Consider the following 21,933-nt stretch of genomic DNA (forward strand, 5'->3'; position numbering starts at 1 on the left):
TCATAGCATGACTTGAAGTCATGCTATGATTCTAATAGTTCGGCAACATTCTTCTGCAAAAAATCGCGCGTATAATAATCGTCATCAACAACCTCTCCATTCCATACAACAATATCCAAATCGATACAACGAGGTCCGAATTTAGGCCCCGTCCGATTACGTCCCATCCGGTCTTCAATTTGTTTGAGTAGCTTTTTCAGATTAGCTCTATCCAATTCGGTGCTAATTTTAACAGCACCATTTGTAAAATCTGCTTGGTTTTCCATTCCAATGGGCTTGGTTTTTATCATGGACGAAATCTGAAGTACTTTCACCTCTTGGTTCAATATTTCAAGCATTGTGGCGATATTTTCATCGGCATTAATGTTTGAGCCTATGCCAACGATTACAATGTTGATGCTCTCACTCGAAGTGAGGGTATCAATCAGCTTTTCCCGACGTACCAATTCAAAATCTATCAGTTTTCCTTTCCTCATTCCTAAATAATCGAGCATTGATGAAAATTTCCAATCTTCAGCCCTTACCACCAATCCATCAATAACCGGATTTAGATGAACATATTCAACACAAGTTGCTAAATAGCTTTTACCTTCTGCACAATTGATTTCGGTTCCAAATTCAGTAATCCAATAAGAAGGGTCTATTTTAATCTCATCAACCAGAGGCTTAGCTTTTGTATGTTGCTGAAAAAGTGATCCAGTAATATTTTGTTGTTTTTGAATGGTTCGCGTATAAGAACGAAGTAGAATCCCAATTGAATAATTGAGTGAACGCTCCTTTGTCATACCATCACTCATAGTGATCGTATGACTATTACGATGAACAAAAACCACCCAATGAAAATGATTGGGCATTAAACACCAGGAAACAAAAGAGACATAAGGTTCCAATTGCTCCTTCATCTTTCTCAGGAAAAACACATAATTTTCTCTTGTATAAAAAATCTTTCGTGAACTATTTCCCCGGTTAAAAATGTGATAATATTGACCGCTTTCAAATTCCATTTTAAAATTAATTCATACTATGACTTTGGAGTCATAGCATGATTGGTTAACGGTGAGCCTCCATTTCCATCGATACCGATTCGGCAAAACGTAAGGCATGTGGTTTATCCACTTCAACACGAGCCCACTTTACTTTTTCGTCCTCCATTATCGTATCGAGAATACGCTTGGTAAGCACTTCCAATAATTTGAAACGCCCTTCCTGAACTAATGCAATTATTTTTTTGGTTATCACTTTGTAATTGAAAATATCTTCGGGTTCGTCTGATTCCAAAGCCGATTCCGGAATATCTGTTTCAATTTCAAGGTTGATTAGTACATCCTGTTTGTTTATCAGTTCATCGGGGTTGAACCCGATGTAAGTTCTGATTAGCAAATCTTTAACACGTATTTTAGCCATATATTTAAAGGTTTTTTCCAAGGTTTTCTCCTCCGTCGGCAAACAGCAATTGTCCGGTGAGATGATCGTTTTCCAAAATATAATTCAAACTTTTTAAAATTGGCTCTACTCCGCCAGGTTTTTTCATCGGAATGCCTTGCGCCAGCTTTTCCAGGTAGTCCTCATCCTCATCCTCGGGGGGTAAAGTTACACCCGGAGCAATGGCATTTATCCTTATGTCAGGAGCAAATTCCAAAGCTGCCATTTTTGTTAAGTCCCATAGTGCCTTTTTCGAGATGGAATAAGCTGCAAAATTCGATGCATTCGATGTTATCCGCGTATCGACAAAATTAATGATATTACCGGCTTTAAAATAATTGGCAAAGTCGCGGATAAGAAAAAACGGAGCTTTTAGGTTTACATCCAGCTGCAAGGCAAAAAGTTCGATTGATGTACTTTTTATATATCCCGATTAAATACCGAAGCATTATTTACCAAAAGATCAACCATAATATTCTCTGCTGCAAGTTTAGGTATTAACGCCACGACCTCATCAGTTTCGGCAAGATTGGCTTGCACGGCTTTGAAATTTTGGTCGGGATATTTTGATGATAGTTCTTCAACCAGTTCGATAGCGCCTTGTGCCGATGAGTTGTAATGCACCACCACATTCCAACCTTTTTCTGCCAGGTGTTCAGTTAACGATCGGCCAATACGTTTTGAGGCTCCGGTAATTAGTGCAGTTGTATTCATATGTAAAAGTTAGCAATTTTTTGTAATAAAAACAGGGCGACCAGACTTATGTTCACAAAACAAGACAGGAAAATTCGTTGCATTAGAAGCTATTAACCTGAGCTCAATTCTAAATATAAACCTCAGAAATACAGAAATGTGCAAGATTTGGATTAAAAATATGGCAAGAATAGCAGGCTATTTTAAGATATTTTTGGTTCAAAGATTGTGCACTTCTGTATTTTCTTTCGGGTTTTACTAATTTTTGCATAAATCGTTTCATATTTTCTTGAATTATCCCGATAGTCCTTCAAAAATCTGCAATAATTTCTGCTAAAAATTTCCAGAAACTGAGGCAAGATTTAGAGTCGAACTCAGGTTATTAATCAGAACGATAGTCGCCCGAAAGAAGGATAAAACCCGATCGTCAAAATGCATGTCGACAGCCGTCGAAGTGAAAAAAAACCATCAGAATGAATGTCGACACGCGTCGGCAACAAAAAAAACCGTTGAATTTGTTCCCGACAGCCGTCGGGGTGAAAATTGATCGTCAAAAAGCATGTCGACAGCTGTCGAGATGAAAAAAAACCATCAGAACGAATGCCGACGCGCGTCGGCAACAAAAAAAACGGTTGAATTTGTTCCCCACAGCCGTCGGGGTGAAAATTGACGGTCAAAAAGCATGTCGACAGCTGTCGAAATGATAACGATACAAAACAAAAACGGACCGTTTAAAAACACATTAAGATTTTTCTATTTGCTGTATGAATTTAATTTGCTCAGGTATTTCCCAATAATATCGAATTCAAGGTTAATAACCGTACCTTCTTTAAAGGTATGGAAATTAGTAACTTCTTGAGTAAAAGGAATGATAGCTACCTGAAAAGAATTGTCTTTCGAATTCACCACGGTAAGGCTAACACCGTTAACGGTTACCGACCCTTTTTCTACGGTCATATAACCTTGTTTGGCTTTCTCAATATCAAAGTCATATTCGAAAGTATAGTACCAGCTTCCGTCGGCTTCTTCAACTTTTGCACAAGTTGCTGTCTGATCAACATGCCCTTGAACAATGTGACCATCCAAACGGCCATTCATCATCATGCTGCGTTCCAGGTTCACTTTCGATCCCACTTCAAGTAAACCAAGATTCGACTTAATCAGCGTTTCTTTAATGGCTGTAACCTTGTATTTTTTTTCTGCTTTATCCACCCAAACAACAGTTAAACAAACTCCGTTGTGCGATAAACTCTGATCAACTTTCAGCTCGTCGGCAAACGAACAGGTTAGCGTAAAATGTACATTCTCCTGATCCTTTTCAACGGCTACTACAGTTCCGAATTCTTCAACTATTCCTGAAAACATATAAAGTCCCCTTTAATTCCCCCTCGGGGGAAGATTTTCTATATTAATTATTAATTGTCTCTCTAGGATTTGCTGTATCAACTGTTTAATAAAAATGCCTTCATATCCCTCCCCTAGGAAAGGTTAGGAGGGGCGTAAATTCCACTCTACACCGTCTTTGGTGTCTTTTAACTCAACGCCAATAGCATTCAATTCGTCACGAATTTTATCAGCAGTTCCCCAATCTTTATTGGTTTTTGCATCTTTCCTCAGGTTAATAAGTAATTCAACAGCACCACCCAGCACTTCGTTGTTTCCGCTGCCAGCCTCTCCTTCTTCTTTTAATCCAAGGACATCAAAAACCACCGCATTGTAAAAGACTTTCAAATCCTCGAGATCAGCAGCAGAGATTTTCTCGCTACCGGCTTTTATCGAGTTGATCATTTTAACGCCATCAAAAAGATGTGCAATAGCAATCGGGCTATTCAGATCGTCGCTCAGTGCGGCAAAACATTTTTCTTTTATGCTGTTCACATCAACAGTCGACGAATCAGAGGCAGTTAACTCAGCCAGCGTTTTTAATGCACTCATTAAACGCTCCAATCCTTTTTCTGATGCTTGCAGAGCTTCATTCGAAAAATCGATGGTACTGCGGTAATGTGCCTGCAAAATAAAAAAGCGGATGGTCATTGGCGAATACGACTGTTCAAGAATTTCATGACTGCCGGTAAATAATTCATCGAGCGTAATAAAATTACCCAGCGAGCGTGCCATTTTCTGTCCGTTAATGGTAATCATGTTATTGTGCATCCAGTAACGCACCGATTCTTGTCCGCGGCAAGCTGTATTTTGTGCAATTTCACATTCGTGGTGCGGGAAAGTCAAATCCATTCCACCACCATGAATATCAAACTGCTCGCCCAGGTATTTTGTGCTCATTGCCGAACACTCGAGGTGCCATCCCGGGAAACCATCGCTCCAGCGCGAAGGCCAGCGCATAATATGCTCGGGCGCCGCTTTCTTCCATAAAGCAAAATCAAAAGAGTTCTTCTTTTCATCCTGCCCATCGAGCTTGCGGGTGTTGGTTTTTATGTCATCCAGATTACGACCCGAGAGTTTTCCGTACTTGTAATCGTTGTTGTATTTATCTACATCAAAATAAACCGAACCGTTTGCCTCGTATGCGTATCCGTTTTTTAAAATACCTTCTATCACCTGAATTTGCTCGATGATATGGCCCGATGCACGTGGCTCAATACTGGGAGGAGTAACGTTCAGGTCGTCCATGTTTCGGTGAAAAGTGTTCATGTATTTCTGAACTACTTCCATAGGTTCCAACTGCTCCAAACGTGCCTTCTTCGCAATGCGGTCTTCGCCAACACCTTCCACCTCATCTTCGAGGTGACCCACGTCGGTAATATTGCGTACATAACGAACCTTGTTCCCAAGGAAAGTCAGGTAACGGTACAACAAATCGAAAGTGATAAACGGACGTGCGTGCCCCAAATGCGAATTACTGTAAACGGTTGGCCCGCAAACATATAAACCAACGCTACCTTCAACAAGTGGTTTAAATTCTTCTTTTTTACGGGTTAATGTATTGTAAATAAAAAGTTGATTACTCATGGTTATTTTAAAATCGTATGATTTTGCAAAGGTAAAACAAAATGAGTGATTTTGTGGCTGTTAGCAAATTGCTCTGCACAAAGGTAAATCGGACTTAACCTGAATCTGAAATGCTTATGCAGTTTGCTCAGCTTCTGTATTTTCATCCACGTTTTTGCTCTCATCAAGTTTGTTAAAATACTTGCGATAGAAAATTAAAATGGAGAAAATTCCAACGGTAATAGCTGAATCGGCGATATTAAAAACCGGACGGAAAAAGATAAACGGATTTCCTCCAATTCTGGGTATCCATTCCGGGTAACGACCTTCAATCAGCGGGAAATAAAACATATCAACCACTCTTCCATGAAGAAAACTGGAGTAACCACCTTCAGCCGGAAATAAGGTTGCCACCTGCCCATAGCTGTGATTAAATATTATTCCGTAAAAAAGGCTGTCGATGATATTGCCAATGGCACCGGCAAAAATTAGCGCAATACACGCAATAAAACCAAAAGGTACTTCTTTTTGTCTGGCCAGCTTAAACAGATACCAACCAATGGCAATTACCGCCACAATACGAAAAACACTCAAAAACATTTTTCCGTACTCTCCGGCAAACTCAAAGCCAAAGGCCATTCCGTTATTCTCAACAAAATGAAGAATAAACCAATCTTTAAAAACCACGATCTCATCGCCAATCGACAGGTTGGTTTTAATCCAAAACTTTAAAACCTGATCGACAATTAGAATGGAGAATATAATTATTAACGATTTTACGCTACGCGACATATGCTAACCCTTTATAACAGAATTGCCCTTCGAAATTTTAAATACATTTCCCGAAGAGCAATTCCAGTTTCTTTTTTCTTCTAACGATTATTTCCCGTTATTCTTCGCATCAATACTAAGTGTTGCATGTGGAACAGCACGCAATCTTTCTTTCGAAATTAATTTGCCGGTATCGCGACACACACCATAGGTTTTGTTTTCGATACGAATAAGAGCAGCTTGTAAGTGCTGAATAAATTTTAACTGGCGTTGTGCTAGTTTTCCAGCTTCCTCTTTAGAAAGGGTAGCAGCGCCCTCTTCCAATACTTTAAATGTGGGTGATGTATCTGAGATATCATTCCCATCACTTTGAGTTATTGAATTCTTGTACATCTTATAATCTTCCTGAGCCATCTCAAGCTTTTTACGAATAAGCGTTTTGAATTCCATTAACTCCTCGTCCGAATATCTGTTTTTGTCTCCCATAATTTTTGGGTTTTAATTTCTTCCCCATTTTTTTCAAAATAAGGCTCTAAAATAATAAAAAAGTCCATCATTCACAGACCTTGTTGACAAATAACTAGCTAAGCTTTTTTATCTCAATTTTAGCTGTTACATCTTTGTCAATCTCCACCTCGCTTGCCACTGTTAAATCAGCATTTTCAGCCAATTCAAGTGCATCGGCAAGCGTTTGTGCACAAATGTATTCCCTGTGGTTTTCAACAGCCACATTGTACGCTTCGTGCTTTGCAATACGCAACTTAATCCTGTCGGTTACCTCAAAATCATTATCCTTTCGTAAGTTCTGTATTTTATTGATAAACTCGCGGGCAATTCCTTCTTGTTTCAACTCTTCTGTCAGGTTGATATCCAGCGCAATAGTCATCTGCCCTTCCGTGGCAACTGTCCATCCCGGAATATCTTCGGTTTGAATCTCAACATCGTCCAGCGACAGCATAATTTTCTCATCTCCAACTACCAGTTCAAATTCGCCGGCACTTTCAAATGTCGAAATTGCATCCTGATTCAGTTGATTTACTGCCCCGGCAATTTGTTTCATCATTTTCCCGTATTTCGGCCCAAGCGCTTTAAAATTCGGTTTTATTTTCTTTTTAATCACCCCGGCCGTATCGGTTAAGAACTCCACTTCTTTAACGTTTACTTCTGCTAAAATTATATTTGAAACTGCCTCAAACTGCTCTTTAAAATGCGGATTTAACACCGGCACCATAATTTTGGCAAGCGGCTGGCGTACTTTCAGTTTCTCTTTACGGCGCAAAGCCAGGATCATGGAAGAAGCTTTTTGCGCAATAGCCATTTTTTCTTCCAGGTCGCTGTCGATCAACTCTTCAGTAAATCCCGGAAAATCTCCCAGGTGAACACTTCGATCGTCGACTCGGCCCGTTGCTTTATTGAGATCGTTGTACAGCATATCGGCATAAAACGGCGCTATTGGAGCCATCAACTGAGCCACAACTTCCAAACAAGTGTAAAGCGTTTGATAAGCTGAAACCTTATCTGTCGAGTATTCGCCACCCCAGTAACGTTTGCGGCTTAAACGCACAAACCAGTTACTCAGGTTTTCGGTTACAAATTCCGAAATAGCGCGGCCGGCACGTGTTGGCTCGTAATTTTCGTAGCTGTCGCCCACCTCTTTAATCAGTGAGTTTAGCAACGAAATAATCCAGCGATCGATCTCCGGGCGCTGCTCAACAGGAATTTCTTCTTCGGCATATTTAAAACCATCAACATTGGCATACAATGCAAAGAAATTGTAGGTATTATATAGCGTTCCGAAGAATTTACGTTTCACTTCTTCAACACCTTCGATATCAAATTTCAGGTTATCCCATGGCTGCGCATTGGTAATCATGTACCAGCGCAATGGATCGGAACCATACTTATCGATGGTTTCAAACGGATCGACAGCATTTCCCAGACGTTTCGACATTTTAACGCCTTTTTTATCCAGTACCAGTCCGTTTGATATAATATTTTTGAAAGCTACCGACTCATCGATCATTGTTGCAATGGCATGCAAGGTAAAGAACCATCCTCGGGTTTGATCAACACCCTCGGCAATAAAATCGGCCGGGAATACATCTTTAAAATTCTCTTTCCACTCGAAAGGATAATGGCGCTGTGCAAAAGGCATCGCTCCCGAATCGAACCAAACATCGATCAAATCCGTTTCGCGTTCCATTTTTTGTCCTGATGGTGAAACTAAAACGATATTATCGACATGCGATTTATGCAGATCGATCTTTTCGTAGTTGGCTTTTTCGTAATCGCCAACTTTAAATTTGGCGAACGGATTCTCTGTCATAAAACCAGCTTCAACAGCTTTATCTATTTCTGCCATCAGCTCTTCCATCGAGCCGATGCAAATCTCTTCCAAACTATCTTCTGTTCTCCAGATTGGCAGCGGTGTTCCCCAAAAACGCGAACGGCTCAGGTTCCAGTCCACCAAATTTTCCAGCCAGTTACCAAAACGTCCTGTACCGGTCGATTTCGGTTTCCAATTAATGGTGTTGTTCAACTCCACCATTTTGTCCTTAACCGCGGTTGATTTGATGAACCACGAATCAAGCGGATAATACAATACCGGTTTATCGGTACGCCAGCAGTGTGGGTAACTGTGTACGTGTTTTTCAATTTTAAAAGCTCTGTTCTGCTGTTTCAGCATTACAGAAATATCAATGTCGACAGTGGAAGCATCCTCTTCCAGTTTATCGTCGTATTCGTTTTTCACCGAACGACCGGCAAACTCGTGATACGATTCTGTGTTTACATATTTTTCAACGAACTTCGGATCGAGATCGATGGTCGGGTAAAAACGTCCTTTTCGGTCAACCAGTGCCTGACGTTTTCCTTCGGTATCAACCACCACAAGTGGCGAAATTCCATGTTGTTTCGCAACGCGGTCATCATCGGCACCAAAAGTTGGTGCAATGTGAACGATTCCGGTACCATCTTCAATGGTTACAAAATCGCCGGTAATTACTTCAAAAGCTTTTCCTTCGGGTTTCACCCAGTCGATCAGCTGCTCGTACTGAATGCCTTTCAGTTCCTCTCCGGTATATTCGGCCAGAACTTCGTACGGTATTTTTTTGTCGCCCGGTTTATACTCCTCCATTGCCAGTTCGGCATTTTTCGAATTGAAATAAACAGGAAACAGATCTTTTGCCAGAATCAAGGTAACCGGATCGCCGGTGTATGGATTAAACGAGCGAACTTTTACATAGTTGATATTCGGTCCCACACACAGTGCCGTGTTCGATGGCAACGTCCATGGTGTTGTTGTCCAGGCCAGGAAATACAGATCAGTTTCAACTCCTTCAAAAAGGAATTCCGATTTTTCGTTTCGTGTGGCTTTAAACTGGGCAATTGCGGTTGTATCTTTTACATCGCGGTAACAACCAGGTTGGTTTAGCTCGTGCGAGCTCAAACCTGTTCCGGCAGCCGGCGAGTAAGGCTGAATAGTGTAGCCTTTGTACAACAAGCCTTTGTTATAAATCTGTTTCAGCAACCACCAAACCGACTCAATGTATTGGTTATCGAAGGTAACATACGGATCGTCCATATTTACCCAATAACCCATTTTACGAGTAAGTTCTTCCCATTCGCGGGTATATTTCATCACCTCTTTTCGGCAGGCGTCGCTGTATTCTTCAACAGTAATTTTTTTACCAATATCGTCTTTGGTAATATTCAGTGCTTTTTCAACACTCAACTCCACCGGTAAACCATGTGTGTCCCATCCGGCTTTGCGGTGAACACGGAAACCTTTCATAGTTTTATAACGGCAAAAAATATCTTTTATGGCACGCGCCATCACGTGGTGAATCCCCGGCATTCCGTTTGCCGATGGCGGTCCTTCGTAAAATACAAATGTTTCATGCCCTTCGCGGGTTGAAATACTTTTATGAAAGGTATCGTCTTTCTCCCAACGCGCAAGCACATCCTTGTTTATCTGTGCTAAATCTAACTGCTTATATTCCTGAAATTTATTACTCATAAGAATACCTTATAATCCACTGATTTTAAAAAACATGCAAATATAGAAATTTTTTAGAGGCGAAGGGGATTCAATTTCTTTAAAATCCTTATAGTTATGGAGGTGAATCTTCAATGGTAAATGGAGCTTTTACGAAAAGAAGCGTTTAGATAATAACTGAATGCTCACAAACATCAATAGTTTATCGCTTCATTCCAGAATATAAATCGAAATTTCAACTATTTTTATTTCGCTTGAGATAAGTACGTTTTTTTTACTGTAAGAAAATCTACAATTTTAACCAATGAAAAACCTAATTTTAAGCCTTTCAATCCTTTTATTACTAGCTTGTTTTTCTGCATGTAAAATGGAGCAAGTGGCTCCTAAACAACCTAACATTTTATTTGCCATTGCCGACGATGCCTCGTGGAAACATTGGGGAGCCTATGGTTGCAAGTGGGTGGAAACACCAGGTTTCGACCGTGTAGCCCAAAACGGGATACTATTTACCCGAGCTTACACACCAAATGCCAAATGTGCCCCATCGCGTGCATGTATTTTAACCGGACGTAACAGCTGGCAACTGGAAGAAGCCGCAAATCACTCACCCTTTTTTCCTGCAAAATTTAAGACCTATGCTGAAGCACTGGGCGAGAACGGTTATTGGGTGGGCAGTGTTGCTAAAGGATGGGCCCCCGGTAGCCCTGGCATAATAGATGGAAAAATGCGCCAATTAACCGGACCTAAATTCGATGAATTTAAAACTACTCCGCCTGCAAAAGCAATTTCGAATAACGACTATGCCCGCAATTTTGAGGCTTTTTTGGAAGCACGCCCTGATGGGCAGCCGTTTTGTTTTTGGTATGGAAGCACCGAACCGCATCGTGCCTATGAATTTGAGGCAGGTATAAAGTATGGTGGTAAAAATTTAGATGAAGTGGATGAAGTTCCGGCCTTCTGGCCCGATGTTGATACTGTGCGAACAGATCTGCTTGATTATGCCTTTGAAATTGAATATTTTGACAGCCACCTTCAAAAAATGCTAAATAAACTGCATGAAATTGGCGAACTGGAAAATACAATTGTAATAGTAACCGCTGATAACGGAATGCCATTCCCAAGAATAAAAGGGCAGGCTTATGAATACTCCAACCACTTGCCATTGGCCATTATGTGGCCAATGGGAATTAAAAATCCGGGACGCATTGTTGATGATTTTGTAAATTTTATTGACTTTACTCCTACCTATCTCGAGGTAGCCGGAATTTCTTTAGAAAAAGCGGGGTTGCAGCCTATTACGGGAACCAGTTTAACGGATATATTTTATTCAGAAAAAGATGGAATTGTAAACCCGGAACGCGACTTTGTTTTGGTTGGAAAAGAACGCCATGATGTTGGACGCCCTAATGATGAGGGTTATCCGGTGCGTGGATTGATTAAAGAGGATTTCCTGTACATCCGCAATTTTAAACCAGAACGCTGGCCTTTGGGGAATCCTGAAACCGGATATCTGAATTGTGATGGAAGTCCGACAAAAACCTACGTTTTAAATACACGCCGACAAAAAGGACAACTGAAATACTGGCAGCACAATTTTGGGAAACGAGTTGCAGAAGAACTTTATAACATTAAAACCGATCCTTTTTGCTTGAACAACCTGGCAGACAATAGTGATTTTGATGCTATAAAAACTAAACTGATTGCAGAATTGAATTCAAAACTTACCGAACAAGGTGATCCTCGAATTTTAGGGAACGGCGATGTTTTTGATCATTACAACTATTCAGGAGCAGTACAAAACTATTACAACCGTTTTATGAGCGGTGAAAAAATTAAAGCCGGTTGGGTAAACGAAAGTGATTACGATTCGGATTTACAAGAAAAGTAACTATTCTGTTAAAAAACCAAACCGCTCTTTCGATAATCGAAAGAGCGGTTTTTATATCAAACTATTTTTATTGTTGCCGGAATTTGGAAACTCCGGGCTGAGTAATTTTTTTCAGCTTGTTTCGAACTTAAACCAGTGTTTATGTAACTTTATGGGAAATCAGGTGTGACATAACCACAAATTTAAAAGTCGAACGAAATGTTTTCCCATTCCGTATCAAACCGTTTTAAATATGATTAATTAGGTCCCCGGGGACGATGCTATCTCTTATAGTACAAGGGTTGAATTAAATTCACCCTCTACAATACCGTTTGGAGCCAGCTTATCTGCTTCACTTTCGTTTTCCCAAACTGAATTGTCGATTAAATATTTAAACTGGTACTCTTTACCTGTTTCAAGATTTAATGTTTGTGTAAAGTCGCCGTTTTTGAGCTTTTTCATTGGCTCAACATCTTTGTTCCAGTCGTTAAATTCACCAACAATTTTAATTGTATCTGCGTTTGGTACATCAGCTTTTGCTACTCTGAAAGATACTTTACACTCGGGTTTACTTTTTAAATATTGTTTTTTAATACTCATAACTCAATTTTTTTTATGAAACAGAAAAGTTCCGAAAATATGGGCTGAAAACATCATTCTGAATTCGCATCGGCGCCTGATGAAAACTCAAAAATCACCTCTCAACAATACAGATCCGATAAACTCTCTTGAATCGTTCTTGTTTTCAATTCTTAAATTCCGTTTTAGTTCTTATTGGTTTGGATTTGAACGTCTATTAGTTTACGGATCAAAAGTATGGCTTTCACATTGATAAACACCTAAACAAATAAAAATACATTCTGATATTTAACACTTAAATAAAATTAAAAATTTTTAGTATCTTCCTGTATATCAGCCGGGTTTAACGAATCTTTAATTCGAATTAAAACTGTGTCACAGAAACACAAAGGGCTAATTTAAAGGGCTATAATCAAGCAAATGTTAGTTACTGTTTCGCAAATCTTGTACCCGGACCATAAACGCCTGAACGCTTTGAAGTTCCACTTCGTTTTGCCAGTCGCCGTCATACTTAAAAGATGAACCCACAATATAGGCATCGGCATAAGGCCAATAATCGGCAATATTTTTCACAGTAATCCCCGAGCCAATTATTACTGGCAAGCGAACAGCCTCAACTACAGCCTGCACATCTTTTATCGATGCTTCCTCCCCCGTAGCATTTCCGGTTACAATTACACCATCGGCTAAAAAGAATTCGGCAGCTTTGGCCATATCGTCAATCGACACATCGGAAGAAATGGCGTGCGACGAATGTTTCTTTTTAATATCGGTATATATTTTTATGTGTTCGGCACCAATCAACTTTCGGTAGCGCAAAAGTTTTCCGGCATCGCTGTTCATCATTCCTTCGTCAGCCAGGTGGCCAAACACAAACCCTTCTTCCCTGATAAAATTAAAACCGGCAGCATGTGCAACGGCCAATGCCTGTTTGTTGGCTCCGGCTAATATCTGAATTCCCAAAGGACACGAAACAGCCTGACGAAGTTTTGTTGCAACGGCAGTCATTGCCGCAATAATTTCGGGGCCAACTTGGCGGTTTAAATACGGTCTATCGTGCATGTTCTCCATCATAATCGCATCCACACCTCCTTGTTCCAGTTTTTGTGCATCGCTTGTTGCTTGTTCCACAATTTCCGCAATCGACAAACAATTTCTTGGTGTGCCGGGTAAGGCTCCAACATGCACCATTCCAATTATCGATTTATTTATTTCCACGCTGTTTATTTTATTTCCATAAAGTTAGTTGAATTCGGGAACTTTTTACCTCGTTCAAAGACTACACAAACGAAAATGCTCAGAAAAATTATCTTTGTCAAAAATATTTCCGATGATGGCATTTACTGCATTCCGCGACATGAAACCCTTTTCGCAATTGATTTTCGCTGCATTTATTGTGGTGGTCAGTATTTTAGCCTTCTTCGTATTGTCGCTTGTTGTGGCTATTCCAATTTGGGGATTTGATACCGTTTTAAACCTTCCGGCAATTGGCTCCGATACGCCTCAAAATATTATCAGGCTCTATAAATTCATTCAGGTTACTCAGGCGATCGGCTTTTTTATTGTGCCACCGTTTATTTTAGGTTACCTGTTCCACGGAAAATCAAAGGAATACCTTTATCTTGATAAATCCTTCAACTCACAAAGTGCTATTCTGGTTATTGTAATGATGTTTTTTGCGGCTCCGCTTATTAACCTGATCGGAGAACTGAACAATAACATGAGTTTCCCGGATTGGCTATCGGGCATGGAAAACTGGATGCGAAATGCCGAAGAAAATGCAGCCGAAATTACTGATGCATTTTTAAATGTAAAAACCGTTGGCGGACTTGCCTTTAATATATTTATGATTGCACTGTTGCCGGCGGTTGGCGAGGAGCTTCTATTTCGTGGAGTTATCCAAAAGATCTTTTCGCAAATGACACACAATCACCATTGGGGAATCTGGATTTCGGCGATTCTTTTTAGTGCGCTGCACATGCAATTTTTTGGTTTTGTTCCACGGGTTCTGCTTGGTGCCTTGTTCGGTTATTTGCTGGTTTGGAGTGGCTCCATGTGGGTACCCATTATTGCCCATTTCCTGAATAATGCTATTGCTGTAATCGCCATGTACTTAATCAGTAACAATATGCTAAAACCAGAGTATGAAGAAATTGGTTCGACAGCTGACAGCTATTACATGGCCGGAATTAGCCTGGCACTTACATTGGTCTTCCTTCTGATGTATAAACGACATAATGCAGGGAAAGAAATTCCTGTATAAAAAATCCCGGATCAGTTTTCACCAACCCGGGATTTAAAATATCAATACAATAATTTTCGTTAAGCAAATTCAAAGAGCAAATCGGTTTGAATTTCTTCTGCCGACAGCTTTTTCTTTTCGTTTCTGCGAAATACATAAACAATACCATATTCCTGCGCCAGTTGCCTTTTCGCTTTTGGCGACTCCGCCTCAATACTTTCTTCTATTTCGGTCCACAACTTGCTAATAAAGTCATTGGTTATCTTACGTAGTTTCTGCATCTTATCGAACGAGCGTAAAGTATTTCGTTTTAGCGTTTGCTGAAATACCGAAGCATCGTGTAATTCTTCTACCTTAAAATTTACCAATGCAATTGATGGATTATAAATGGCACTTCCTCCATTTTGTTTCCTTTTTTGTTCGCCTTCCACCATAATTTTACCCCACTCAATTATATCTTCTTCAGTGTTCACTGGTGGCACTTTTCCATCAAACGAAGCCAAATTTCCGTAAAATTTTATTCCTCCGTTTATCTCCCCCCGCTCTGAAGCAAAAAGTAAAACCTGTATAAAATGCGAAACGTACATTTTAGCCCGATCAAAAGCCTCCTTGTATTCTTTTATATTTTCCGACTGAAGGCGTGTGTCCAATTCGTATTGAGTGAGGTGGTTCTCAAAAGTGTTCTTTACATTTTGAAGTTCTTCAACTGAATGGTTGGAGAATGCAAGTTTGTTTTCATTCTTAATCACCTTGGCCAGTGCTGCATTAAGTGCTCGTATTCTGGCTTTATCCGTCGTGGGCAAACGTCTGTATGGCATAATTTTCCTTTGTGTTTATGCGAAGTTATGGATTGTGCACGGAGAATACTTGTGTTCGCCCTTGCACTTATGCACATGTACTTGTTTATTATTGTGAAAAAGAGGAGGAGCTCTTTAGCGATTACCCTATTTTAATACCTTTCAGTCTCTATTTTTGCAAGAAGTTAACAGGTTTAGAAACAAAAAATAAAATCATAAGTGAACATTTAAAATGCAAGTACTGCATTATATTGGCTCCCCTTGCAAGGGGAGCTTCCGTCGGCTGACGGATGAGGGGTAGAGTTTGATAAATTATAAATAGTAGTCCTCTACCCTTTTGTCTGTAGACATTTTCCCTTACAAAGGGCAAACAGCTTGATCGATTGATAAATAAAATTGAAACGGCTAAGATTGTTAGAAACAAAAAAGCCTCCTCAGAAACTGAGAAGGCTTTTCAAAACTATAGCGTGAATTCTCTTATTCGCTAATTCGTGCTTTTAAGTATTCGCGGTTCAAACGTGCAATGTTTGTAATCGAGATACTTTTCGGACACTCGGCCTCGCAAGCTTGTGTATTGGTACATCCACCAAAACCAAGTTCGTCCATTTTACCCACCATGTTTTTAGCACGGCTTGCAGCTTCAACTTTACCTTGTGGCAATTTTGCCAGGTGCGAAACTTTTGCCGAAACAAACAACATCGCTGATGAGTTTTTACAAGCTGCAACGCAAGCACCACAACCGATACAAGCTGCTGCATCCATCGACTCTTCTGCATCGTCTTTATTAATAGGAATAGTGTTTGCATCGGGAACACCACCAGTATTTACCGAAACGAAACCACCAGCCTGAAGAATTTTCTCGAAAGCGGTACGGTCAACAACAAGGTCTTTAATTACCGGGAATGCACGTGCACGCCAGGGCTCAATAGTAATGGTTTCACCATCTTTGAACTTACGCATGTGCAACTGGCAGGTAGTAACCTCGGTGTCAGGTCCGTGCGGACGGCCGTTAATATACAGACTACAAGTACCGCAAATACCTTCGCGGCAATCGTGGTCGAAAGCAATTGGGTCGATTCCTTCTTCAATTAACTGGAAATTCAAGATATCCATCATTTCAAGAAAAGAAGACCCGGTTGAGATATTTTCGATTGTATAGGTTTCGAATTTACCTTTTGATTTGGCATTATTTTGACGCCAAACTTTTATTTTGAGTTTTTTAAGAATCTTATCAGCCATAATCTTACAGATTTATGATTTATACTTATTCGATTGATTATTTGTAAGAACGCTGCGTAAGCTTCACATTCTCAAACACCAAATCTTCTTTATGCATTACCGGCTCTTCACCTTCTCCTTTGTGCTCCCAGCATGAAACATACGTAAATTTTTCGTCGTTACGTTTTGCTTCACCTTCTTCGGTAGCCGACTCTTCACGGAAGTGCCCACCACACGATTCGTTTCTGTCGAGTGCATCGCGAGCCATCAACTCACCAATATCGAAGAAATCGGCAACACGTCCGGCTTTCTCCAACTCCGGATTAAGGTTATCCAATTCGCCGGGAATACGAACGTCTTTCCAGAATTCTGCGCGAATTTCCTTAATCATCTCGATGGCTTTTTCCAAACCTTCAGCATTACGGGCCATACCAACATAATCCCACATTACTTGTCCCAGTTTTTTGTGGAAATAGTCAACCGGTTTCGAACCTTTTATATTGTAAAGTTTCTCTATACGATCTGTTACTTCTTTTTCAACCGCAGCAAATTCAGGAGCATTTGTGTCGGCTTTTGGCGTCATAATTTCATCGGCCAGGTAATCACCAATTGTGTAAGGCAAAATGAAATATCCATCAGCTAATCCCTGCATCAATGCCGATGCTCCCAAACGGTTAGCACCATGATCGGAAAAGTTAGCTTCACCAATAGAATACAAACCGGGTACTGATGTCATCAGGTTGTAATCAACCCAGGTACCACCCATTGAGTAGTGAATAGCCGGGTAGATCATCATTGGCTCTTTATACGGATCGGTGTCGGTAATTTTTTCGTACATCTGGAAAAGGTTTCCATAACGCTGCTCAATAACATTTTTACCTAAACGATCGATCGAATATTTAAAATCAAGGAATACTGCTTTACCTTCACCATTTACACCAAAACCTTCGTCGCAACGTTCTTTTGCAGCACGCGACGCAACGTCACGAGGTACAAGGTTACCATACGAAGGATATCTTCTTTCCAGGTAAAAATCGCGGTCTTCATCAGGAATATCGTTCGGACCAATTTCTCCTTTTTGCAATTTTACTGCATCTTCTTTTTTCTTCGGAACCCAAACACGGCCATCGTTACGCAACGATTCCGACATCAGGGTCAGTTTCGACTGCTGGTCGCCATGAACAGGAATACACGTTGGGTGAATTTGTACAAAACAAGGGTTCGACATGTAGGCACCACGTTTGTAACACTGCCAAGCCGCCGATCCGTTACTGCCCATTGCATTAGTCGACAGGAAGAATACGTTTCCGTAACCTCCGCTTGCCACAACTACTGCATGTGCCCCAAAACGTTTTATATCGCCACTAACCATATCGCGGGCAATAATACCACGGGCTTTCCCTTCGATTTTTACCACATCCAACATCTCGTGTCGGTTGTACATTTCTACATTACCTTTTGCAATCTGACGGTTTAATGCCTGGTAAGCACCAATTAACAACTGCTGACCGGTTTGCCCACGTGCGTAGAACGTACGGCTAACCAACACACCACCAAACGAACGGTTGTCTAACAAACCTCCGTATTCGCGGCCAAATGGTACACCTTGTGCCACACACTGGTCGATAATATTTGGTGAAACCTCCGCTAAACGGTAAACGTTAGCTTCGCGTGCACGGTAGTCGCCACCTTTAATTGTATCGTAAAACAACCGGAAAACCGAGTCGTTATCGTTCTGATAATTTTTTGCAGCATTAATACCACCCTGTGCAGCAATGGAGTGCGCACGACGCGGGCTGTCCTGGTAACAAAATGCTTTAACTTTATATCCTAATTCTGCCAATGAAGCAGCTGCAGAGGCACCACCTAAACCGGTTCCAACCACAATTATTTCTAATTTACGCTTGTTGGCAGGGCTAACCACTTTAATAGCCGACTTGTGATTATTCCACTTTTCAGCTAATGGTCCTTCTGGAATCTTACTATCTAATATGCTCATAATTCTTTCCTTTCTTAGTTATACATTCCTAACATAAAATAAAGTGGAATAACGGCGAAACCCACAGCAACAAGAATTGCGTAAATCTGACCAATCGCTTTCCAGCGTTTTAGCCAGTACTTGTTGTTCAAACCTAAGGTCTGAAAAGCCGACCAGAAACCATGCGACAAGTGAATTCCAAGTAAAATACCACCAAGAATGTAAAAAATACCCAGGGCAGTGCTATTAATGAAAGCCGTAGAAACCAAAGCGTACGCATTGTGCATGTGTTCACCATTGATAACAACCTCATCAAGTAGCGGATCACCGGTAAACTTCATCTTAATAAAAAAGTTAATGATGTGGATGATAAGGAAAACCAATACCAGTCCGCCTAAAACCAACATGTTACGTGATGCCCACGAGCTTGCTCCGCTCATGTTCTTTTTGGCATACTTAACCGGGCGTGCTTTCCAGTTTTGATATTCAAGAAAGAATGACCAAACAATGTGAATGATAAAACCCAATCCAAGGATTGGTTCCATAATCTTAATCAGAGGGTTAGTAGCCATAAAGTGAGCTCCCTGATTAAACAAATCACCGCTGTTGTCAAAGATCAGTAATAAGTTGATGCCCAAGTGGACTGCAATAAATACTACCAGGAATAATCCCGACAGACTCATTACAAATTTTCTTCCAATTGAGGCTGTTAAAAATCTGCTCATAATCTATTATTTATTTTTGGTTGATTCCGAATTTTGCGTTAAGCGCCACAAATGTAGACGAACGCAAATATTCCTGCAAAAAAGGCGTTCCAAATTAGCTAATTTATAACGATTCTACAACTGATTTAATTTTGGCTTTAGATTGAATAAATTTCCGCACAGTTTTAAGGGTGCTAAAAGTGCTGTTCCCCCTGCTTATTTAACGGATAGCGCGTAACTATCTTGCACCGCAAATACTGGTGATTCATTTTTGCTTAGCATTTCATAATGCTACAAACTATTATTTTGGTAATACAACTACCAAGATGAAACTTTTTTAAGGCTATCATCAAGACCATACAGCTACCGGATCGTGGAAAGAATAAATCATAACCGAATTTAACAGAATGGAAAAAGAGTTCTGTTATTGACTTGGTAACGTCCTCTCATATATCTATATTTAATTCCAATTATCAAAACAAAGTATGAAAGCACTGGTGTTGGAAAATTACAATGAATTGGTTTATAAAGATGTTGCTGATCCTGTTCCGGCAAAAAATGAAGTACTCGTGAAGGTAAAAGCCTGCGGAATTTGCGGCTCGGATGTGCATGGAATGGACGGAAGTACAGGAAGGAGAAAACCACCGCTTATTATGGGGCACGAGGCATCGGGTATTATTACATCTCTTGGCAGCGAAGTTTCGGGGTGGAATATTGGCGACAGGGTAACATTCGACTCCACGATATATCCGTTAAACGATTGGTTTACTTTGAATGGCCATTACAATTTAAGCGAAAACAGGCGAGTGCTTGGCGTGTCGCCCGGTAATTATAAAAAGAATGGTGCTTTTGCCGAATATGTAACAGTGCCCGAGCATATTTTATACAAACTGCCTGATAACGTTACGTTTGAACAGGCTGCGATGGTTGAACCCGCTGCCGTTGCGCTTCATGCCATTAACCAATCGGGATTCCAATTGGGCGAAAGTGCTGCAGTAATAGGTACCGGAATGATCGGCTTGTTCCTTGTACAACTCTTATCGCTTTCCAATGCCTCGCCACTTTTTGCTATTGATATTGAAAGTTCAAAGCTTGAAATGGCAAAAGAATTTGGTGCTGAAATTGGCTTGAATCCTAACAAAAATGATCTGCTAAAAGAAGTTTTAGCCCGAACAAATAAGCGCGGCATCAACCATGTTTTTGAGGCTGTCGGCACTGAGTCCACAGTTAATAACGCTATTGAAATCGTGAGAAAGGGTGGGAAAGTAGTGCTGGTCGGGAACCTTTCTGCGGATATTCGTTTTCCGCTGCAAAGTGTAGTTACCCGCGAAATAAAAGTATTGGGGAGTTGCGCCATCAGGGGAGAATATGAAAAAGTGCTTCAACTCATCAATTCCGGTAAAATTAAGGTGAATGATATGATCTCGGCCGTAGCACCTCTTTCAGCCGGTGCCGATTGGTTCAGGCGATTGTATAACAAAGAACCCGGTTTGAAAAAAGTTATTCTTGTTCCATAATGCTATCTCTCTGATCTCGAAAATGCCAAAATCAACAAAAACCATAAAACCTGAATTATCTTGAAAAAAAATCTGTTCAATATTGCCATTCTTGGTTGCGGCAAGGTAGCTCATCTTCATGCCAAAGCCATCCGAAATATACCCAATGCTCAATTGTCAGGGGTTTGGAGCAGGACTAATGAAACAGCCAAAAGCTTCGCCTCAGAATACAACGTGGAAGCCTTTACCGATATTTCAAAACTGGTTTCCGAAAAGGAAATCGATCTGGTCATTGTCTGCACGCCTCATCCTTTTCACTTGGGGCCAACCCTGGAAGCTGCCAGAGCCGGAGCAAATGTGTTGGTTGAAAAACCGCTGGCATCAACGCTTAATGATTCTGACGAAATGATACGCATTTGTAAAATGCAAGGTGTAAAACTAGGAGTTATCAGTCAGCGGCGTTGGTACGAACCCGTAAAAAGAATAAAAACTGCAATAGACGAAGGTAAAATCGGAAAGCCTGTTTTTGGAACCGTAAATATACTTGGCTGGCGCGACAAAGCGTATTATGACACAGATGCCTGGCGGGGAACCTGGAAAATGGAAGGCGGCGGTGTTTTGGTCAATCAGGCTCCGCATCAACTGGACATTCTATTGTGGTATATGGGCGAAATTGAAGAAGTTTACGGCATTTGGAAAAACCTGAATCATCCCTATATAGAAGTGGAAGATACGGCAGTGGCGATTATAAAATTCAAAAATGGTGGCATTGGTAACATCATCGTAAGCAATTCAACTAAGCCCGGAATTTACGGAAAAGTGCATGTACATGGCGAAAATGGAGCTTCGGTGGGGGTTCAAACCGATGGCGGAGCCATGTTTATAGCCGGAATGTCGGGAATTCTTGAGCCTCCTGTAAACGACATTTGGACGGTTCCCGGCGAAGAGCAATACCTCGATCAATGGGAAAAAGAAGACGCTGCATTTTTTCAATCGCATGATCCAATGGTTTACTACATGCAAAAACAGATTGAAGATTTTTTGGCGGCTTTAAGCAATAATACCGATCCGTTGGTAAGCGGCGAAGAAGGACGAAAAACAGTTGAGTTGTATACGGCCATTTATCGTTCAACGCGCGACAACCAGCCGGTGAAATTTCCACTTCAACCTGAAACAGGGCGAAATAATATGGATGGCAGACTGGTATAACTGATTTTACG

At 40.7% G+C, this 21,933-nt stretch carries 19 protein-coding genes; 4 read left to right on the forward strand and 15 right to left on the reverse strand.

Going from position 1 to position 21,933, the window contains the following annotated elements:
• Positions 1 to 23: 23 nt before the first annotated feature.
• The 9 genes from folK to ileS all read right to left on the reverse strand — a co-directional run bounded on the left by folK (position 24) and on the right by ileS (position 9,853).
• Positions 24 to 902 (reverse strand): 2-amino-4-hydroxy-6-hydroxymethyldihydropteridine diphosphokinase, encoded by an 879-nt coding sequence (gene folK / locus G0Q07_RS20545; protein ID WP_246222957.1) that lies wholly within the window; start codon positions 900 to 902, stop codon positions 24 to 26.
• Between the two features lie 148 nt (positions 903 to 1,050).
• Positions 1,051 to 1,404, reverse strand: a complete 354-nt coding sequence (locus tag G0Q07_RS00695; protein WP_163344272.1) for a dihydroneopterin aldolase — start codon at positions 1,402 to 1,404, stop codon at positions 1,051 to 1,053.
• A 4-nt stretch (positions 1,405 to 1,408) separates the two neighbouring features.
• Positions 1,409 to 1,816 (reverse strand): SDR family oxidoreductase, encoded by a 408-nt coding sequence (locus G0Q07_RS20925; RefSeq protein WP_163344273.1) that lies wholly within the window; start codon positions 1,814 to 1,816, stop codon positions 1,409 to 1,411.
• A 26-nt stretch (positions 1,817 to 1,842) separates the two neighbouring features.
• Complete coding sequence (locus G0Q07_RS20930) at positions 1,843 to 2,136, reverse strand: SDR family NAD(P)-dependent oxidoreductase (protein WP_163344274.1); 294 nt, start codon at positions 2,134 to 2,136, stop codon at positions 1,843 to 1,845.
• A gap of 732 nt (positions 2,137 to 2,868) precedes the next feature.
• Complete coding sequence (locus G0Q07_RS00710) at positions 2,869 to 3,480, reverse strand: riboflavin synthase (RefSeq protein ID WP_163344275.1); 612 nt, start codon at positions 3,478 to 3,480, stop codon at positions 2,869 to 2,871.
• A 123-nt stretch (positions 3,481 to 3,603) separates the two neighbouring features.
• Positions 3,604 to 5,085, reverse strand: a complete 1,482-nt coding sequence (gene cysS, locus G0Q07_RS00715; protein WP_163344276.1) for a cysteine--tRNA ligase — start codon at positions 5,083 to 5,085, stop codon at positions 3,604 to 3,606.
• A 114-nt stretch (positions 5,086 to 5,199) separates the two neighbouring features.
• Positions 5,200 to 5,856 carry a lipoprotein signal peptidase gene (locus G0Q07_RS00720; RefSeq protein ID WP_163344277.1) on the reverse strand — a complete coding sequence of 219 codons (657 nt, stop codon included), beginning with the start codon at positions 5,854 to 5,856 and terminating at the stop codon, positions 5,200 to 5,202.
• 87 nt (positions 5,857 to 5,943) lie between these two features.
• Complete coding sequence (locus G0Q07_RS00725) at positions 5,944 to 6,321, reverse strand: TraR/DksA family transcriptional regulator (RefSeq protein WP_163344278.1); 378 nt, start codon at positions 6,319 to 6,321, stop codon at positions 5,944 to 5,946.
• 94 nt (positions 6,322 to 6,415) lie between these two features.
• Entirely contained in the window at positions 6,416 to 9,853 is a 3,438-nt protein-coding gene (gene ileS, locus G0Q07_RS00730; protein WP_163344279.1) for an isoleucine--tRNA ligase, read from the reverse strand.
• Between the two features lie 283 nt (positions 9,854 to 10,136).
• Between ileS and G0Q07_RS00735 the strand changes: the two genes are divergently transcribed.
• The gene (locus tag G0Q07_RS00735) at positions 10,137 to 11,720 is read left to right on the forward strand and encodes a sulfatase family protein (protein ID WP_163344280.1); all 1,584 of its coding nucleotides are present in this window, start codon (positions 10,137 to 10,139) and stop codon (positions 11,718 to 11,720) included.
• A gap of 267 nt (positions 11,721 to 11,987) precedes the next feature.
• Here G0Q07_RS00735 and G0Q07_RS00740 read toward each other — a convergent pair whose 3' ends face one another.
• Together G0Q07_RS00740 and G0Q07_RS00745 are read right to left on the reverse strand one after the other, a co-directional pair.
• Entirely contained in the window at positions 11,988 to 12,299 is a 312-nt protein-coding gene (locus tag G0Q07_RS00740; protein ID WP_163344281.1) for an isoamylase early set domain-containing protein, read from the reverse strand.
• Positions 12,300 to 12,701: 402 nt separating this feature from the next.
• Positions 12,702 to 13,496, reverse strand: coding sequence for a BtpA/SgcQ family protein (locus G0Q07_RS00745; protein WP_163344282.1), 795 nt, complete (start codon positions 13,494 to 13,496; stop codon positions 12,702 to 12,704).
• A 112-nt stretch (positions 13,497 to 13,608) separates the two neighbouring features.
• Here G0Q07_RS00745 and G0Q07_RS00750 point away from each other — a divergent pair, with 112 nt between their 5' ends.
• Positions 13,609 to 14,541, forward strand: coding sequence for a CPBP family intramembrane glutamic endopeptidase (locus tag G0Q07_RS00750; RefSeq protein ID WP_163344283.1), 933 nt, complete (start codon positions 13,609 to 13,611; stop codon positions 14,539 to 14,541).
• A gap of 59 nt (positions 14,542 to 14,600) precedes the next feature.
• Here G0Q07_RS00750 and G0Q07_RS00755 read toward each other — a convergent pair whose 3' ends face one another.
• From G0Q07_RS00755 to G0Q07_RS00770, 4 genes are all read right to left on the reverse strand, one after another.
• Entirely contained in the window at positions 14,601 to 15,338 is a 738-nt protein-coding gene (locus G0Q07_RS00755; RefSeq protein WP_163344284.1) for a hypothetical protein, read from the reverse strand.
• A 456-nt stretch (positions 15,339 to 15,794) separates the two neighbouring features.
• Positions 15,795 to 16,556: a succinate dehydrogenase/fumarate reductase iron-sulfur subunit gene (locus G0Q07_RS00760; RefSeq protein ID WP_163344285.1), complete on the reverse strand. Its 762-nt coding sequence runs from the start codon at positions 16,554 to 16,556 to the stop codon at positions 15,795 to 15,797.
• A gap of 37 nt (positions 16,557 to 16,593) precedes the next feature.
• Positions 16,594 to 18,534 (reverse strand): fumarate reductase/succinate dehydrogenase flavoprotein subunit, encoded by a 1,941-nt coding sequence (locus tag G0Q07_RS00765; protein WP_163344286.1) that lies wholly within the window; start codon positions 18,532 to 18,534, stop codon positions 16,594 to 16,596.
• A gap of 14 nt (positions 18,535 to 18,548) precedes the next feature.
• Positions 18,549 to 19,238 (reverse strand): succinate dehydrogenase cytochrome b subunit, encoded by a 690-nt coding sequence (locus G0Q07_RS00770; protein WP_163344287.1) that lies wholly within the window; start codon positions 19,236 to 19,238, stop codon positions 18,549 to 18,551.
• Between the two features lie 464 nt (positions 19,239 to 19,702).
• On the opposite strand from G0Q07_RS00770, the gene G0Q07_RS00775 reads away from it, so the two are divergent.
• Together G0Q07_RS00775 and G0Q07_RS00780 are read left to right on the forward strand one after the other, a co-directional pair.
• Complete coding sequence (locus G0Q07_RS00775; RefSeq protein WP_163344288.1) at positions 19,703 to 20,734, forward strand: galactitol-1-phosphate 5-dehydrogenase; 1,032 nt, start codon at positions 19,703 to 19,705, stop codon at positions 20,732 to 20,734.
• A 60-nt stretch (positions 20,735 to 20,794) separates the two neighbouring features.
• Complete coding sequence (locus tag G0Q07_RS00780) at positions 20,795 to 21,922, forward strand: Gfo/Idh/MocA family protein (RefSeq protein WP_203532633.1); 1,128 nt, start codon at positions 20,795 to 20,797, stop codon at positions 21,920 to 21,922.
• The last annotated feature ends 11 nt before the right edge of the window (positions 21,923 to 21,933 follow it).

It is taken from the genome of Draconibacterium halophilum (assembly GCF_010448835.1).
Lineage (GTDB): Bacteria > Bacteroidota > Bacteroidia > Bacteroidales > Prolixibacteraceae > Draconibacterium > Draconibacterium halophilum.